We start from the raw sequence: 16,608 nt of genomic DNA, 5'->3' as shown, positions 1-16,608 counted from the left end.
GCCGCGCCGGTCGATACGGCCCGCGCGGCCGGCGCGGTCACGGACGCCAGCGATACACGACGATGCTCGACCCGTTGTAGTTGTCCTTCGTGATCACGTACTCGCCGGTCGAGCGCAGGTATGCGCGCACGCCGTACATCGAATCGACGTCGTTGCCGACGTCCATCGCCGACGGGTTCGAGTTCGTCAGCGTCGTGACGAACGCACCGGTGTTCAGGTCGAATATGTCGATGTTCGGCACCGTGTGCACGTAGCCGACGAACAGGTAGTGGCCGGCGGCCGCGATCGATTTCGGGTTCGCGCTCGTCAGGTTGATCACCGGGTTCGGCGTGCTCGTGTTGCCGTTCTTCCAGCCGTGATAGACCTCGATGTGCCCGTTCATCGCGGTCCAGTCCCAGTTGCCCGCGAGGCCCTGCGCAAGAATCATCGTGTCGCTGTCGGCCTGGTAGATGATGCGCGTCACGGGCGCCACGCTGCCCGGCACGGCGGTCGTCACCGGCTTGCCCCATGACGGCTTGCCGGTCGTCGGGTCGAAGCCCGTCATCGGGTAGCGCGTGATCGCGTTGGAGCCGTTCAGTCCGGCCCACACGTCGCCGTTGCCGTCGATGTCGAAACCGGCCGTCACCTGCAGCGTCGTGTTGAACGGCTTGCCGGGCAGCGAGCCGGCCGGAATCGCGATGTAGCCGCTCGCGGTGTTGAAGTAATAGAAGTTGAAGTTGCCGGGGTTCTGGCCCGACGCAACGAGGATCCGATTGCCGCCGACCGTCACGAGCTGGCCGAAGTGCTGGCCACGCTGATAGTCGTTCATGTCGAGGCGCGGGTCCTTCGGATAGGTGAACGGATCGACCGTGTTCGCGACGAACGTGCCGCCCGCGGTGCCCGTATACACGTTGTTGCCGCTGAAGAACAACGTGCCGTCCGTCGCGGGATCGGGCGCGGCGATCCCCTCGAAGTTCAGCGCCTGCAGCTTCCATTGCAGCGTGCCGATCGGGCTGTACGAATGCAGATCGGTGCTGCCGTTGCGGCCGAGATCCCAGCCGCCGCCCCAGGCGTTGTTCAGCACGTACAGGTTGCCGGCCGCATCCTTGCCGAGCGCCGCGACGCGCGTGAAGCGCTTGTCGCCGACCTGCCCCTTGATGCCCGTCGTCGTGTCGAGATAGCCGCCCTGCACGCCGAACGTGCCGACCTGCACCGGCAGCCCGGGCAGCCCGCCGTACACCTTGATGTTCATGTCGGGCCCTTCGTCGCCCACCATCAGGCGGCCCATCGACGCATCGAAGTACAGCGACGCCGGCCGCGCGCCGGCCGCCATCTGCAGCGTGTTCATCGCCGCCCCGGTCGGACTGAACTGCGCGACGACGCCCGCGCTCTTGCGCGCGACCCACAGGTTGCCGGCCGCATCGAGCGCCAGCGCGCCGGGCCCCGTGACGCCGATGTCGCGCTGCCACACGCCATCGGTCGTATAGACGCGCACGCGGTTGCCGTAGAAGTCGCTCACGTACAGCAGGTTGCCGCCCGTCGCGAGGCCCGTGATGACGTCCGCATACTGGATGCCCGTCCACGTGCTGACCGGAATGCGCAGGTCGCGCTGGTTGGTGCTGCGGTTGTAGCGGCCCACCGAGCCGCTGCCGAACGTGCGGTTGTAGCCGAGCGCGACGAACAGCGACGTCGAATTGCCGGTGATCGCGCCGCCCTGGAATTCGTCGTGGATGCCGATCGTGCCGAGCGGCTGGCCGTTCTGGTAGATCGCGACGCCGCCCGCGTTCTCGTCCCAGCGCGACGCCGTGTAGATCACGCCTTCGGGCGCGACCCACATCGAGCGCGCGCCGTTGCCGACGTGCGAGGCGAGCGTGCCGTAGGTGTTCGCGAGCCAGTCGGTCGAGTATTGCGCCTGCGCGTGGCTCGCCGGCGCCAGCATCGCCATGCACATTCCCAGCAACACCGCGCGGATTTGTTTCATTGACATGAATAATGCTCCCAGACGAACCATGGTCGACACTGTAAATCGCGGCGCATGAAATATTGGTGATTCAGGCAAATGCGCATTCGCCGTTACCCCGAATTATTCACTGCACGCCTTTTGCCGTCCGGCGCTTTTTCGTCAATGATCGAAAAATCTGCGAACCCACGCCACGACGGCCTTCCAGCCACGCTGTCGCGGCGCATTCCCCGGCATTTTCTTCCGGGTCATCCAATGCCAATGCGTCATTTTTTCTGATATGAGCGCATTGCTTTTTCATTCCCCGGCGATCGTTTTGATTATTACAAATAGAAATTAAAATGAAAGGGAAAAAATATTATCCGGCGAGCCCGGCGCTTGCGATTTCGTGCAGGAAGGGAAAACAGGAAGGAAAGCGGAATGCAGCGGGGAAAGCCGCGCGCCGGCCGTACCGGCACGCGGCGGCGATCGTTCAGTTCGCCGGATCGAGCGTCGGGCCGTCCCAGCCGTCGACGTATTTCGGCAGCGCATCGACGACGTCGAGCACGCGTTGCCGGTAGAACAGGTGCATCGTCGGCTGCAGGTCGCCGGGCAATGGCCCGCCGTGCGCTCGCGCGGTCAGGCTGTTCGGCACGACGCGCATGCCGAGCCGGTTCGTCCCGAACACGATCTCGCCGCACGCTGCGCACCACGTACGCGCCATCGACTTCGACGGATGCGGAAACGTCGCGTGGCCGCCGTCGATCGTCACCTGCTCCGGCGGCCATGCGGTCGCGGACAGCATCGGCGTGCCGTAGAAATCGCGGCAGGTCGCGCAATGACAGTTCGCACGCGCGGCCGGCTCGCCGCGCAACGTGACGGTCACGGCGCCGCACAGGCAGCGCGCGGAAAGCGTTCGGGTCATGTCGTCTCCTCGAAAAGCGAGGCGACAGTATAGAAGCATGCATGCAACGTGACCCGCATCGGCCGCGGGCCCCGTTGCACGCGCAACGACCGCCGCGTCAGAACTTCTGGCGCAGCCCGAGGCTCACGATCGCCTGCGAGCGCGAATCGGACGAGTGACCGTTCGCCTTGTCGGACACCGACGCGGTCGCGGCCACCGGCCGGCCGAGCGCGTCGAGCGTCGTGCCGGACGCATGCTGGTACGCGCCGAGCAGGTACACGCTGGTGCGCTTCGACAGGTCGTAGACCGCGCCGAGCGTGACGTTGTGATACTGCGCGCGGTTGTCGATGCCGTCGACGTCGCTGCCGCGCGTGTAGCTGTAGCCGGCGAACAGCTGCGTCTGCGGCTGCACGTTCCAGCGCGTGAACACGCCGGCGACGTTGAACGTCGCATGGCCGGAAAACAGCGATTGCGCGCCGCTGCGGTACTGCACGTTGCTGTAGTTCACGCCGACGACGGCCGGGCCGAAGTCGTACGTCGCGCCCGTCGCGATCACCTGTTGCGACTGCGCGCTCGCATAGCCTTCGTTGATCGACGAATTGAACAGGCCGTCATCGGTGCTCTGCCACTTGCCCGCCGTCGGATCGGTCGCGCCCGTCTTGCTGTTGTCCGAGCGCTCGTAGCCGACACCCACGCGCAGCGGCCCCGCCGCATACGCGGCGCCGACGCTCCACGTGTTGCGCTGCTTCATGCTGCCCGGCTGGCCGCCGAAGCCGTACAGCGCGCCGAACGTGAAGCCCGAGTAGTTCGCGCTCGTATATTTGATCGAGCTGTCGACGCGCGCGGTCTGGTCGAGATCGTCGATGTCGCCCGGGTGCGCGCCGAAGCCGCCGATGAACGACGATGGGCCCACCGGGCTCACGAAATCGTCGAGCGACGTGTACTGGCGACCGAGCGTGATCGTGCCGTAGCGGTTGCTGCCGAGCCCGACGAACGCCTGGCGGCCGAACTGGCGGCCGCCCTGGCCGGACGTACCGTTGGAGATGTCGAAGCCGTTCTCGAGGACGAACAGCGCGCGCATCCCGCCGCCGAGATCCTCGGAACCCTTGATGCCCCAGCGGCTGCCGGACAGGTTGCCGGTCGTGAGGCCGACGCTCGAGTGCCCGGTGTACGCGCCCGCCGAGCCGACCCGCTCGTTGCTGCGATAGGTCACGCCCGCGTCGACGATGCCGTACAGCGTGACGGAGCTTTGCGCGGCGGCGATACCCGCGAGCGAGAGCAGCAGCGGCGCTGCGATCAGTTGCTTGTTCATGTTGTATGTCTCCGGGCGGTGAGCCCGTTGTTCTGGCTGGCTGTTTGCGAGTGGCGCGCGCGGGCGCCGACATCCGCCGGCGGTGCGAGACCGGCGACGTCCACGCGCGACGACGCGGCGGGCATGCCCGCTGCGGCCGGTATGGTAGTTGGAACCGGTTTCGTTCCAAAGCGGAATAATGACAACAGTTTCTTGTCGAAATTGAGATAGTTCGGGCGTGGCCGTCGCCGCTCACTGCCGCGCCTGTACAGCGAGGGCCGACGCCCCCGATAATCGAACGCGCGCCCTCCATCGGGAGTTCAAACATGCATGAAACGACCCTGCTGATCTTCGCCGCTGTCGCATTCGTCGGCATCGCGACACCCGGCCCGACCGTGCTGCTCGCGCTGACCAACGGCTCGCGCTACGGCGTGCGCCGCGCGGCCTACGGTTTCGCGGGCGCGATGCTGTCCGACTTCGTGCTGATCGTCGCGGTCGCGCTCGGGCTCGGCGCGCTGCTGATGGCGTCGGCGTTCTGGTTCTCGGTCGTGAAGTGGCTCGGCGCCGCCTACCTCGCCTATGTCGGCATCCGGCTGCTGACGTCGAAGGGAGCGCTCGACGTCGCGGCCGCGCAACACGGCACGGCAACCGAGCGCAACGCGTCGATCTTCGCGAAAAGCTTCCTGACCGCGGTGACGAACCCGAAGGGTTATCTCTTCTTCTCCGCGTTCCTGCCGCAGTTCCTCGATCCATCCGCGCCGCTCGCGCCGCAGTACGTCGCGCTCGCGGTCACGTTCGCGCTGCTCGACGGCGTCGTGATGTTCGGCTACGCGCTGCTCGGCGCACGCGCGGTGCGGCTGTTGAAACGCGCGGGCGCGCTGTGGCTCGAGCGCACGTGCGGCGCGATGCTGCTCGCACTCGCCGGTTCGCTGGCGCTGTACCGGCGCCATGCCGCGTAGGCGCCGGGCTCGATGAAAATCGCCACGCCGCCCCGCGCCGGTTTCCCCGGCCTGTCGCTCAGGCAACTCGAACGCGCGGATCTCGATGCGTGGTACGCGTACCTGTCGAATCCCGACGTTTTCCGCCACACGAGCTGGAACCTGCGCTCGCCCGACGATCTGCTGCCGCTGTTCGACAACATCGAATCGACCGATCCGGATTCGATCCGGCGTCTCGCGATCGTCGACACCGCGTCGGGCGCGCTCGCCGGGACGATCGGGCTGCATACGGTGTCGACCGTGAACCGCTCGGCGGAAATTGCGTACGACCTCGCGCCGTCGCACTGGGGGCGCGGCATCGCGAGCGCGGTATGCGAAGCCGTCACCGCGTGGGCGTTCACGCACGGCGGCTTCATGCGCATGCAGGCGGTCGTGCTGACCAGCAACGCAGGCTCCGCGCGCGTGCTGCAGAAGTGCGGCTACCGCTACGAAGGGTTGCTGCGCGCCTACAAGATAGTGCGCGGCACGCCGGGCGACTTCGCGATGTACGCACGCCTCGCGACCGACTGACGCACGGCTCGCGGCCGCGCGCGCCGATGCCGTGACGCGATTGCACGACCCGCGCCGAATTGGCGACAATCGCCATTCCCCACATCGACTTGCCGCCATGAAAATCGCCGCGCTCTCCGACATCCACGGCAACCTCGCCGCGCTCGACGCGGTGCTCGACGACGTCCGCCGCCGCGGCGCCGACGTGATCGTCAATCTCGGCGACATCGTGTCCGGCGCGCTCCATCCGGCCGAAACGGCCGACCGCCTGATCGCGCTCGACCTGCCGACCGTCAAGGGCAATCACGAACGGCAGTTGCTCACCGGCGAGCGCGACGCGATGCGGCTGTCGGATCGCTGGGCGCACGACACGCTGCGCGCCGACCAGTTCGACTGGCTCGCCGCGCTGCCCGAACGCCTGACGCTCGACGGCGACGTGCTGATGGTGCACGGCACGCCGGCCAGCGATCTCGTCTATTTCCTCGAAACGGTCACGCCCGACGGCTGCCGCGCGGCCACGCCCGATGAAGTCGCGCAGCGCGCGGGCGACACGGCGGCGTCGCTGATCCTGTGCGGCCACACGCACGTGCCGCGTGCAGCACGGCTCGACGACGGCAGGCTGATCGTCAATCCGGGCAGCGTCGGGCTGCAGGCATATGAAGACGACCTGCCGCATCCGCACCGGATCGAGACGGGCTCGCCGCACGCGCGCTACGCGATGGTGTCGCGCACGGCGGCCGGCTGGAACGTCGAATTCCATGCGGTCGAATACGACTGGCACACGGCCGCCGCCACCGCGGCCGCGCGCGGGCGCGACGACTGGACCGTCGCGCTGCGCACCGGCCGCTGCTGACGCGCTCGCGCCGCTCGTCGTCCCGCTTCGCTCCGACTACCGGAACACCAACACGCCATGCCCGCTCCATCGCAATTGCTCTTCCTGCCCGGCGCATCGGGCAGCACCGCATTCTGGCAACCGCTGGCCGGCAGGCTCACGCATCCGGCCGAGCGGCGGATCGTCGCGTATCCGGGCTTCGGCGACACGCCGCGCGATCCAGCCGTCGACGATTTCGACGGTCTCGTGCGTCATGTGCTCGCAAGCGTCGACCGGCCGACCGCCGTGATCGCGCAATCGATGGGCGGCGTAATCGCGATGCGCGCGGCGCTCGACAAGCCGGATCTCGTCACGCATCTCGTGCTGACGGTCACGTCCGGCGGCCTCGACATGGCCGGACTCGGCGCGCAGGACTGGCGCGCCGGTTTCGCCGAGGCAAACCCGCGGTTGCCGGACTGGTTCATGACGTTGCGTGCGGACCTGTCTCAGGACATCGGCCGTATCGCGCAGCCGACGCTGCTGCTGTGGGGCGACGACGATCCGATCAGCCCGGTCGCGGCCGGCCGGCGCCTGCTCGAACGGCTGCCCGATGCGCGGTTGCACGTCGTACCGGGCGGCCGGCACGATCTCGCGGCCGTGCATGCGCAAGCGCTCGCGCCGCTCGTCGACCAGCATCTGCACCGCGCGTGACGTCGCTCCCGTCGTACGCCGCAGCACGCGCCCGACACCGCGACGCTCGCGCGCCGCGTCGCATCACCCCGCGTTCCTCAGCGTCAACGTCGCTTCGAGCCCGCCGCCGTCGGGCCGGTTGCTCAGCGTGAGCGTGCCGCCCATCGCCAGCGCCAGTTGCCGCGCGATCGCGAGGCCGAGCCCCGTGCCGCCGGTATCGCGATTGCGCGACGTCTCCACGCGCCGGAACGGCTCGAACACCGCGTCGAGCTGGTCGTCCGGAATGCCGGGCCCGCGGTCGAGCACCGCGATCACCGCGCCGCCGTCCGGCGCCGCCCGCACGTCGATCTCGGCCGCGCCCGCGAACTTCAGCGCGTTGTCGACCAGGTTGCCGACGATGCGGCGCAGCGCCTTCGGCCGCGTGACGAGCGCGAGCGGCGCGCGGCTGTGCAGCGCGACGTCCTGCCCCGCATCCGTGTAGTCGCACACGATGCTGTCGAGCAGCGCGTCGACGTCGATGCGGCGTGCGGCTTCCTCGGTGCCGTGCAGCGTCCGCGCGTACGCGACGCCCTCCTTCACCAGATGCTCCATCTCCAGCAGGTCCTGGCGCAGCTTCGCGCCCTGCGTGTCGTCGTCCATCACGTCGACGCGCAGCCGCATCCGCGTGATCGGCGTCTGCAGATCGTGCGAGATCGACGCGAGGATCTGCATGCGCTCGGCCATGTACTGCGCGATGCGGTCCTGCATCGCGTTGAAGGCCCGTGCCGCGCGCGCGACTTCCGACGGCCCGTCTTCGCTCAGCCGCTCGCCCTTCAGGTCGGGGCCGAGTGCGTCGGCGGCCTGCGCGAGCTGCTTGAGCGGCCGCGTCGCGAGCCGCACCGCGAGCCAGCAGCACGCGGCCAGCACCGCGAGCTGCACCACGAGCACGGCCGGCAGCCAGCCCGACAGCGGCACCGTCGACATCGGATGAATGTCGATCGTCAGCGGCGAGCCGTCGGTCAGCCGCAGATGCACCTGCAGATGTTCGCGGTCGCCGGGGATCGAATTCGCGGTCAGCGGATAGTCGCCGCCGATACCGTCCGAGATCGAGCGCTCGACGCGCGCCGACAGCCGCGCCTCCGGCGGCGTGCCGGTTTCGCCGGGCCCGAGGATGAATGCATAGCTGCGCCGTGCGAGGCGCGGCAGCCACGCGGTGCGCTCGGCGGGCGGCAGATGGTCGAGCAACGCGACCGAGCTCGCGACCTCGCGCTCGATGTAGCCCATCATCAGGTTCGTGGTCGCCTGGTCGCGCTCGGTCACGGTGAGCCAGAACGACAGCGTCTGCGCGAGCGCCAGGCCCACGCACAGGATCAGCGCGAGCCGCGCGAACAGCGAACGCGGCCAGCGCCACAGCGTGCGCGCGCTCATGGCGTACCGTCGACGGCGGTCACGGCCGACGAGAACACGTAGCCCTCGTTGCGCAGCGTCTTGATGTAGCGCGGCTCGCGCGCGCCGTCGCGCAGCCGCTGGCGCAGCCGGCTCACCAGCAGGTCGATCGAGCGGTCGAACGGGTCGGACTGGCGCCCTTGCGTGAGGTTGAGCAACTGGTCGCGCGTCAGCACGCGCTGCGGGTTGTCGAGGAACACGCGCAGCAGCCGGTATTCGGCGCCACTCAGCGCGACCAGCGTGCCTTCGGCGTCGAGCAGATGGCGCCCGGTCGTGTCGAGCTGCCATTCACCGAACGCGAGCAGCGCGGCCGTTTCCGTGACCTGCATGCCGGGCGGCAGCATGCGCGCGCGGCGCAGCACCGAGCGAATCCGCGCCAGCAGCTCACGCACCGCGAACGGCTTGGCCAGGTAGTCGTCGGCGCCCATCTCGAGACCAATGATGCGGTCGGTTTCCTCGCCGCGTGCGGTCAGCATCAGCACCGGTACCGTGCGGAACTTGCCGGCGCGCAGGTCGCGGCACAGCGTCAGGCCATCCTCGCCGGGCAGCATCAGGTCGAGCACGATCAGGTCGGGCGCGCCGTCGTCCAGCGCGTTGCGCATCTCGCGGCCGTTCGCGGCCAGCGACACGCGCATGCCGTTCTTCTCCAGGTAGTCCGCGATCAGTTCGCGGATCGCGCGATCGTCGTCGACGATCAGCACGTGGTCGAGCTTGTCCATGAGTCGTTGCCGGTATCGGTGTCGGGGTTCGGGCGGGGCGATGTCCGCTTTTATACCGCACGGCGGGCACGCGTTTGTATCGCAATGTATCGCGGCGCCGCGACGACACACAACATTGCATACGCGCGGCTGGCCGGACACATCGCGGATACGTCGGCGCCGCCTAATGGGGCCTGTCGAAACCCGTCCGGCCGCCGCCCTCCCGCCGCGGCCCCAAAGATCAGGAGAACGCCATGCTGCCCCGCTTCAAGACCGCCGCCCTCGTCATCGCCCTCGCCGCCACGGCCGGGCTCGCCGCCTTCGCCGGCACCCGCGACGACGCGGGTGTGCAGGCAGCGCCGGCCGGCATGGCGGCGCCCGGTTTCACCGGCATCGACCGCTGGCACAACAGCGCGCCGCTGACGCTCGACCAGTTGCGCGGCAAGGTCGTGCTCGTCGATTTCTGGACGTATTCGTGCATCAACTGCATTCATACGATCCCGTACGTGAACGACTGGTATCGGAAGTATCGCGACCAGGGGCTCGTCGTGGTCGGCGTGCATACGCCGGAATATCCGTTCGAACGCGACGCGAAGAACGTGGCCGATGCGATCAGGCGCTTCGACATCCGGTATCCGGTCGCGCAGGACAACCGCTACGACACGTGGCGCGCATACGGCAACCAGTACTGGCCCGCGCTGTACCTGATCGATGCGAACGGCAAGATCGTCTATACGCGTTATGGCGAAGGCGGGTACGACAAGACGGAAGCCGCGATTCGCGGCGCGCTCGCGCAGGCGGGGGACGGGACGAAGGGTGCGACGCGCACGCCGTGACCGGGGCCGCGCGCGGGCTCGCCACGCGCCCGCGCGCGGCGGTCATGCGCTCATTCGCGCTTCGCGCCGGCCTCCGCCAGCATCGCCTCGCCGATCGCGAGCTGGCCGTCCGCGACCAGCGCTTCGCCCGCGCCGCGAATATCGGCCGCGGGCTTGTTCTGCCCGAGCTTGCGCTTGCCGACGAGCTGCGTGATCTCGATCTGCAGCCCGACGATCGCTTGCAGCATCGCGTCCATGTAGTCCTGCGGCGCGTCGCCCATCTTCCACGGCACCGGCTGCGACGCTTCGTGCGTGCGCGTCAGCCGCGCGACCACGCCTCGCACGAACTTCTCGTCGTCGCGCACCGTGATGCGGCCGTGCGCATGCACGACCCGGTAGTTCCAGGTCGGCACCTCCCGGTGCGTCGCCTGCTTGCTCGGATACCAGGTCGGCGAGATGTACGCGTCGCCCGCACGGAAGATCACGAGCACCTCGTCGCCGTCCGCGACGTCCTGCCAGACCGGATTCGCGCGGGCGACGTGTGCATGCAGCTCGCCGAGCCCGCCATCGCCCGGCATCAGCGCGAACGGGAGGTGGATCGCATCGAGCCCGCTCTTGCCGTGCGTGATCAGGCTGCCGAACGGGTGCTGCACGATCAGCTCGCGCAGCGCGTCCGGATTGGGTTCGTTGTAATCGGCGGGGATGTACATGTCGGCTCCACGGTCGTACGGGGTGGGAAAGGGGCGCGGGCGCAGGCCCGTCATACGTCGATTGTGGCCTTAAACTGGTTTATCCTGTAGAGCCGGTTTGAAACAATTTCAGCAGACCAGAATCATGGCAAGAACGGCCCGGATCGTCGAAATCCCGTCGCTCGGCGCGCTCGATCGCGCGGCCGGCGACCTGAGCCGCCAGCTCGCGCAGGCGCTGCGCGATGCGGTGCGCCGCGGCGACGTCCGGCCCGGCGACACGCTGCCGTCCACGCGGCTGCTGGCGGCGTCGCTGCAGGTGGCGCGCGGCACCGTCGTCGACGCGTATGCACAGCTCATCGCCGAAGGTTTTCTCGAATCGCGCGGCGGTGCGGGCACGCGGGTCGCGCACGCGCTCGCGGAGCCGCCACCCGTCGACGAACCCGAACCACCCACCCGCCATCAACGCCCGGTACGCGACGCCCTGCCCGAACCCGCCGCCGCCTTCGCGCGGCTTGCCGACGAATTCAACCCGCTGCCGGCGATGCCGTTCGCGATCTCGGTGCCGCTCGGCCTCACCGCGCCCGACGACATCTGGCGCCGGCTCGGCAATCGCCTGCGCGCCCGCGGCGCCGGCGCGCCGTCCGGCTATGCCGATCCGCAAGGCGCGCTGCCGCTGCGCGAAGCGATCGCCGACTACGTGCGCCGGTCGCGCTCGGTGCGCTGCGATGCCGGCCAGGTCGTGATCACGAGCGGCACGCAGCAGGGGCTGCATCTCGCGAGCCAGGTGCTGCTCGGCGACACCGACCGCGCGTGGGTCGAGAATCCGGCCTACCGCGGCATCACCGCGCTGCTCGAAAGCACCGGGCGGCGCGACGCGATGGTGCGCGTGCCGGTCGACGCCGACGGCCTCGACGTCGACGCCGGCATCCGGCTCGCCCCCGATGCGCGCGCCGCGTTCGTCACGCCGTCGCACCAGTACCCGCTCGGCATGCCGTTGAGCATGGCGCGCCGCAATGCGCTGCTCGCATGGGCGCGCACGCACCGCGCATGGGTCGTCGAGGACGACTACGACAGCGAATTGCGCTACGAAGGGTATCCGTTCCCGTCGCTACAAGGCCTCGCGCCCGATCGCGTGATCTATCTCGGCACCTTCAGCAAGATCCTGTTTCCATCGCTGCGGCTCGGCTACGTGATCGCGCCCGACGATCTCGTGCCGGCGTTCTGCGGCGCGCGCGTACTGATGGACCGCCACGCGCCGACCGCCGATCAACACGTACTCGCCGCGTTCATCGCCGACGGCCATCTCGACCGCCACATCCGCCGCGTGCGCGGCGTCTATGCGGAACAGCGCGCGCTGCTGATCGACACGCTCGGCGCGCGACTGCCGCGCGAGCGCGCGTGGGTGCAGCCGGGCGACCAGGGAATGCACGTCGTGCTGTGGCTCGCGGCCGGCATCGACGATCTCGACGTGGTCGCGCGCGCCGCCCGGGCCGGTGTCGCGGTGCGCGCGGTGTCGCCGATGTTCGCGCCCGGCACCGCGCGCCCCGGGCTGGTGCTCGGCTTCGGCGGATTCGGCCGCGCGCAGATGGAAGCGGCCGCGCAACGGCTCGCGGACGTGGTTTCGTCGGTGGAATCGCGGCCCCGCGGGCGGTAAAAGGTTGTCGGCGGGCAACAAACGTAATCGTCTGTAAATCCTGCAAGCAAACGGCCGTTTCGGCCGCCGGCGCGCGGGTTCCGTTTGCTAGGATCGCGCGTCTTCCTTCCGCGCCCCTGCCGCCTTGAATCGCTTCGTGCCGTTGCTCCGAGACGCGTGGCTCCGTTGCCGCGCCCGTGTCGCGCCATTCGCCGCCGCCTGCCGCACGCGCCTCGGTGCGCTGGGCGCCGGCGCGCTGCATCGCCTGCGCCATCCGACCCGGCGCGGCGTGGCGCTGACGTTCGCCGCGATCCCGGTGCTGGGCCTGCTGGTCCTGCTCGCGTTCGTTCCGTTCACGCCGAGCATCGGCGACATCCGCAAGGCGCGCATCGACCGCCCCGCGCGCGTGCTGTCGGCCGACGGCCAGCTGATCGCCGAGTTCCGGCCCGTGAACCGCGAATGGGTGCCGCTCAGGCAGATCTCGCCGCACATGGTCGACGCGCTGATCGCGACCGAGGATCACCGCTTCTATTCACATCACGGCATCGACTTGCGCCGCACGCTCGCGGCCGGCCTGCATACGTTCTCGGGCAGCCGCCAGGGCGGCTCGACGATCACCCAACAGCTCGCGCGCAACCTGTATCCGGACGAAATCGGCCGCGCGCCGACGCTCACGCGCAAGGTGAAGGAGCTGATCACCGCGTTCAAGATCGAAGCGGTGTACAGCAAGGACGAGATCCTCGAAACCTATCTGAATACCGTGCCGTTCCTGTACAACGCGTACGGCGTCGAAATGGCCGCACGCACCTACTTCGGCAAGTCGGCGAATCAGCTCGACATCGCGGAAAGCGCGACGCTCGTCGGGATGCTGAAGGGCAACAGCTACTACAACCCGGTGCTGAATCCGGAACGCGCGGTCCAGCGGCGCAACATCGTGCTCGGCCGGATGGCGCAGATGGGCATGCTGTCGCCGCCGCAACTCGCGAAACTGCAGCGCCGGCCGCTGCGCGTCGACTTCGAACCGCAGACCGCGCAGCCGGGCCTCGCGCCGCATTTCGCGGTGCAACTGCGCAAGTGGCTGATCGCGTGGGCCGACCGCAACAACTACGATCTCTACGCGGACGGCCTCGTCGTGCGCACGACGCTCGATGCGCGGCTGCAGGACATGGCCACGCAGGCGCTGACGCGGCAGACCGAACGGCTGCAGGCGATCGCCGACGGCGCCTGGCGCGGGCCGTCCGGCTGCGGGCTGCGCAACGACCTGTTCCGCGGCTTCATGCGCCAGACGCCCGAGTATCGCCAGGCGCGCGACACGGGGCTCGCCGACGTGGTTGCGCTGAAGCAACTCGGCGCGAATCGCGAATTCATGCGGGCGCTGTGCGCGCGCAAGACGCAGGTGCAAGCCGGCTTCGTCGCGATCGATCCGCGCAACGGCGCGATCCGCGCGTGGGTCGGCAGCCCCGATTTCGGCAGCGCGCCGTTCGATCACGTCGCGCAGGCGCGGCGCCAGCCGGGTTCGACGTTCAAGCCGTTCGTCTATGGCGCCGCGTTCGCGGACGGGATGCGGCCGGGCGACACGTTCGTCGACCGCCCCGTCGCGATCCCGATCGACGGCCGCGCCGTGTGGCGGCCGACCGATGCGGAACCACCGACCGGCGAGCCGATGACCCTGCGCGACGGGCTGGCGCTGTCGCGCAACCGCATCACCGCGCAGGTCATGCAGCGCGAAGGCGCCGCGAAGGTCGCGCAGCTCGCCCGTGCGATGGGGGTGCGCGACAGCCCGCTCGACGCGGTGCCGTCACTCGCGCTCGGCACGAGCCCGGTCACGCTGAAAGAGATGGTGTCCGCGTACGGCACGATCGCGAACCGCGGCGTGTACGTCGCACCGCAGACGATCACGCGCATCGAGGATCGCGACGGCAAGGTGCTCGCCGCGTTCGGCAGCGCGCCGCCGGAGCGCGCGTTGCCGGAGGCCGCCGCGCAGACGCTCGTCGACGCGATGCGCGGCGTCGTCGACTACGGGACCGGCGCGGACATCCGCTCGCGCTACGGGATTCGCATCGACGTCGCGGGCAAGACCGGCACGACGCAGGACAACACCGACGGCTGGTTCATCCTGATGCATCCGCAACTCGTGGCCGGCGCGTGGGTCGGCTTCGACGACGGCAGCGTGACGCTGCGCAGCGACTACTGGGGCGCGGGCGCGCACAGCGCGCTGCCGATCGTCGGGTCGTTCTACGATGCGGCGTTGCGCGCGCAGGCGATCGATCCGCACGTGCAGTTCTCGCCCGACTTCCGGCCGCGCAGCGCACCGGCGCCGAGGCGGCGCGCGCAGCCGCATTCGGGCCTGTTCGACTGGTTGAGGTTCTTTCGCTGATCGGGGTGGCTGCGCGCCGGGCTACCGAGGCGTCGTCATCATGTGCCCGTCCGCGTACAGCCACACGGGCACGCCGTCGCGATCGTCATCGAACAGCGCAGCGTCGCCGAGCCGCGTGTAATGCGGCGGGTGCAGCACGGTGCCGTCCGCGCGCGGCAACGGCCTTCACGGCGCCGACGGCGAAGCGCCGCTGCGCGCGACCCGATACAGCTCGATGCCGTCGACCTGGAAGCCTTGCGTCATCAGCAGCAGGACGCCGGTGGTCGAACGCTTCGTCGTGAAGCCGTTGCCCGTGATGGACGTGACCTGGTACGGTGTCCCGATCGGCATCCTGATGATCTGGCCGCCCGGCACCTCCAGCACGCATGCGTCGGCAGGCGGCTTCTCCGGACCGTCCATATCGAGTTCAGCCACGTGCACCGGCGCCGTATCGACGCTCCAGCGCCCGGCTTCACGCGCGCGCAGCACGATGTCGCTCCCCACCTTCTCGACCCGCATCGTCGCGGGCTTGCCGGCGGCCGGCGCGTAATCGCCGAGTAACGCATCGCAGGCGGTGCCGGCTCGCGCGGACAGCGAGACGAACAACATCAGACAGAAAGCGGGAATACGCACGGTGGAGCCTCTCAGGTTCGAATTGCTATTGGAATGCCGGCGCGGGCGCGCACGGCGGCGGCGCCACGACAGGGTGCTGCCGGACGCCAATATAGCGAACACAAGCGGCGTGTGCCAGTCTGGCTCAGCCCGCCGCGAGCGTTGCAGCGAGCGCATCGAACTCCGGCGCCCACGCGGCACGCCACGCCGCCTTCGTCGCGTCGTCGACCCACGCGCCGTCGATCCCGTTCAGCATGAACTGCTTCAGGTCGGCGACGGTAAAGCCGAAATGACTGAACATCAGTTCCCACGCCTCGGCCGGATTGACCTTGTGCAACGTCGGATCGTCGGTATTCGGATGAATCTTCAACCCGAGGCCCGGCATCTTGCGCATCGGATGCAGCTCGGCCCATTGCTCCGGCGGCAGCGTGCGCAGGTAGTACGAATTCGTCGGCACGACGGTAAACACGATCCCGCGCTCCGCGTAGCGCGCGCACAGCTCGGGTTTGTCGACGACCGTATAGCCGTGATCGACGCGGTCGACCTGCAACAGATCGACGGCCGTCTCGACGTTGCGCCACGGCATCCCGAACTCGCCCGCATGCGCGGTCGTGCGAAAGCCGGCCGCGCGTGCATTGCGGTACGCCTTCCAGAACAGTTCGGGCGGCCGGTCGTTCTCGCGATAGTCGATGCCGAGCCCCGCGACTTCGTCCGCCCGATTCGCCTTCATCCACTCGACGATCTCAACCGCTTCGTCGGGGTCCTGCTCGCGATCGATGCTCGGAATCAGGCGCGCGCCGATCCCGAAATCGCGCGCGGCATCGCGGATCGCCGTCACGATCGCGGCCTGCGCGTCCGCATACGCGATGCCCGACACGCGCACCGTTCCCGTCGGATTCCAGAAGAATTCCGCATGCCGCACGTTGTGCGCGGCCGCGTCTTCCAGATACTCGTATGCGATTCGGCGCAGGTCGTCGGGTTGCGTCAGCAGGTACTTGTCGAGCGCACGCAGCACGTGCAGCACGCCGACCGGCTTCTCGCCGCGCGCGTAGAACGCGTCGATCTCCGACCGCTCGATCGGTGCGCCGCTGCGTTCGGCCAGCGCGACGAACGTGTCGTGCCGCACCGCGCCGAGCAGATGGCAGTGCAGCTCGACCTTCGGCAGCGCGTGGAAGAAGGCCCGATGGGCCGGCGTGATGTCGATGCCCGTGCGCGCGGCCGGGACGTTGCCTGGTGTTCCCTTCATCTCAGTCTCTTTTTCGGTAGTGCGATGCGTGGC

Annotated in this window: 16 protein-coding genes; 7 read left to right on the top strand and 9 right to left on the bottom strand. The window is 68.9% G+C overall.

Annotated features, from left to right (window positions below):
• Positions 1-37: 37 nt before the first annotated feature.
• The 4 genes from DTA15_RS14640 to DTA15_RS14630 all read right to left on the bottom strand — a co-directional run bounded on the left by DTA15_RS14640 (position 38) and on the right by DTA15_RS14630 (position 4,134).
• Complete coding sequence (locus tag DTA15_RS14640) at positions 38-1,966, bottom strand: NHL repeat-containing protein (protein WP_020979510.1); 1,929 nt, start codon at positions 1,964-1,966, stop codon at positions 38-40.
• A gap of 100 nt (positions 1,967-2,066) precedes the next feature.
• Positions 2,067-2,240: a hypothetical protein gene (locus DTA15_RS38575; protein ID WP_006490061.1), complete on the bottom strand. Its 174-nt coding sequence runs from the start codon at positions 2,238-2,240 to the stop codon at positions 2,067-2,069.
• Between the two features lie 171 nt (positions 2,241-2,411).
• Positions 2,412-2,843, bottom strand: a complete 432-nt coding sequence (locus DTA15_RS14635; RefSeq protein WP_006490053.1) for a GFA family protein — start codon at positions 2,841-2,843, stop codon at positions 2,412-2,414.
• Positions 2,844-2,940: 97 nt separating this feature from the next.
• On the bottom strand, positions 2,941-4,134 hold the full coding sequence (locus tag DTA15_RS14630; protein WP_006490059.1) for a porin: 1,194 nt from the start codon (positions 4,132-4,134) through the stop codon (positions 2,941-2,943).
• 305 nt (positions 4,135-4,439) lie between these two features.
• Here DTA15_RS14630 and DTA15_RS14620 point away from each other — a divergent pair, with 305 nt between their 5' ends.
• From DTA15_RS14620 to DTA15_RS14605, 4 genes are all read left to right on the top strand, one after another.
• Positions 4,440-5,072: a LysE family translocator gene (locus tag DTA15_RS14620; protein ID WP_006490064.1), complete on the top strand. Its 633-nt coding sequence runs from the start codon at positions 4,440-4,442 to the stop codon at positions 5,070-5,072.
• Positions 5,073-5,084: 12 nt separating this feature from the next.
• Complete coding sequence (locus DTA15_RS14615; RefSeq protein ID WP_006490074.1) at positions 5,085-5,621, top strand: GNAT family N-acetyltransferase; 537 nt, start codon at positions 5,085-5,087, stop codon at positions 5,619-5,621.
• Between the two features lie 97 nt (positions 5,622-5,718).
• A complete protein-coding gene (locus DTA15_RS14610; protein ID WP_006490078.1) occupies positions 5,719-6,453 on the top strand; it encodes a metallophosphoesterase family protein in 735 nt (244 codons plus the stop codon).
• A gap of 57 nt (positions 6,454-6,510) precedes the next feature.
• Positions 6,511-7,122, top strand: coding sequence for an alpha/beta fold hydrolase (locus DTA15_RS14605; RefSeq protein ID WP_006490057.1), 612 nt, complete (start codon positions 6,511-6,513; stop codon positions 7,120-7,122).
• Between the two features lie 63 nt (positions 7,123-7,185).
• Here the strand turns inward: DTA15_RS14605 and DTA15_RS14600 are convergent, their stop codons facing one another.
• Positions 7,186-8,508: an ATP-binding protein gene (locus DTA15_RS14600; RefSeq protein WP_006490055.1), complete on the bottom strand. Its 1,323-nt coding sequence runs from the start codon at positions 8,506-8,508 to the stop codon at positions 7,186-7,188.
• Entirely contained in the window at positions 8,505-9,245 is a 741-nt protein-coding gene (locus DTA15_RS14595; protein WP_006490080.1) for a response regulator, read from the bottom strand. The genes DTA15_RS14600 and DTA15_RS14595 overlap by 4 nt, the downstream gene beginning before the upstream one ends.
• A 233-nt stretch (positions 9,246-9,478) precedes the next feature.
• Between DTA15_RS14595 and DTA15_RS14585 the strand changes: the two genes are divergently transcribed.
• On the top strand, positions 9,479-10,060 hold the full coding sequence (locus DTA15_RS14585) for a thioredoxin family protein (RefSeq protein WP_006490070.1): 582 nt from the start codon (positions 9,479-9,481) through the stop codon (positions 10,058-10,060).
• 50 nt (positions 10,061-10,110) lie between these two features.
• Here the strand turns inward: DTA15_RS14585 and DTA15_RS14580 are convergent, their stop codons facing one another.
• Positions 10,111-10,749: an FMN-binding negative transcriptional regulator gene (locus DTA15_RS14580; RefSeq protein WP_006490066.1), complete on the bottom strand. Its 639-nt coding sequence runs from the start codon at positions 10,747-10,749 to the stop codon at positions 10,111-10,113.
• Positions 10,750-10,873: 124 nt separating this feature from the next.
• Between DTA15_RS14580 and pdxR the strand changes: the two genes are divergently transcribed.
• Both pdxR and DTA15_RS14570 read left to right on the top strand, forming a co-directional pair.
• A complete protein-coding gene (gene pdxR / locus DTA15_RS14575) occupies positions 10,874-12,382 on the top strand; it encodes a MocR-like pyridoxine biosynthesis transcription factor PdxR (protein WP_012493558.1) in 1,509 nt (502 codons plus the stop codon).
• Positions 12,383-12,506: 124 nt separating this feature from the next.
• On the top strand, positions 12,507-14,738 hold the full coding sequence (locus DTA15_RS14570) for a penicillin-binding protein 1A (protein WP_020979680.1): 2,232 nt from the start codon (positions 12,507-12,509) through the stop codon (positions 14,736-14,738).
• 165 nt (positions 14,739-14,903) lie between these two features.
• Here DTA15_RS14570 and DTA15_RS14565 read toward each other — a convergent pair whose 3' ends face one another.
• The gene (locus DTA15_RS14565; protein ID WP_226245377.1) at positions 14,904-15,506 is read right to left on the bottom strand and encodes a hypothetical protein; all 603 of its coding nucleotides are present in this window, start codon (positions 15,504-15,506) and stop codon (positions 14,904-14,906) included.
• Positions 15,475-16,575, bottom strand: a complete 1,101-nt coding sequence (add, locus tag DTA15_RS14560; RefSeq protein ID WP_006491124.1) for an adenosine deaminase — start codon at positions 16,573-16,575, stop codon at positions 15,475-15,477. The genes DTA15_RS14565 and add overlap by 32 nt, the downstream gene beginning before the upstream one ends.
• Between the last annotated feature and the right edge of the window lie 33 nt (positions 16,576-16,608).

The organism is Burkholderia cenocepacia, assembly GCF_900446215.1.
Taxonomy (GTDB): domain Bacteria; phylum Pseudomonadota; class Gammaproteobacteria; order Burkholderiales; family Burkholderiaceae; genus Burkholderia; species Burkholderia cenocepacia.
This window is presented reverse-complemented; position numbering and strand designations above follow the sequence as displayed.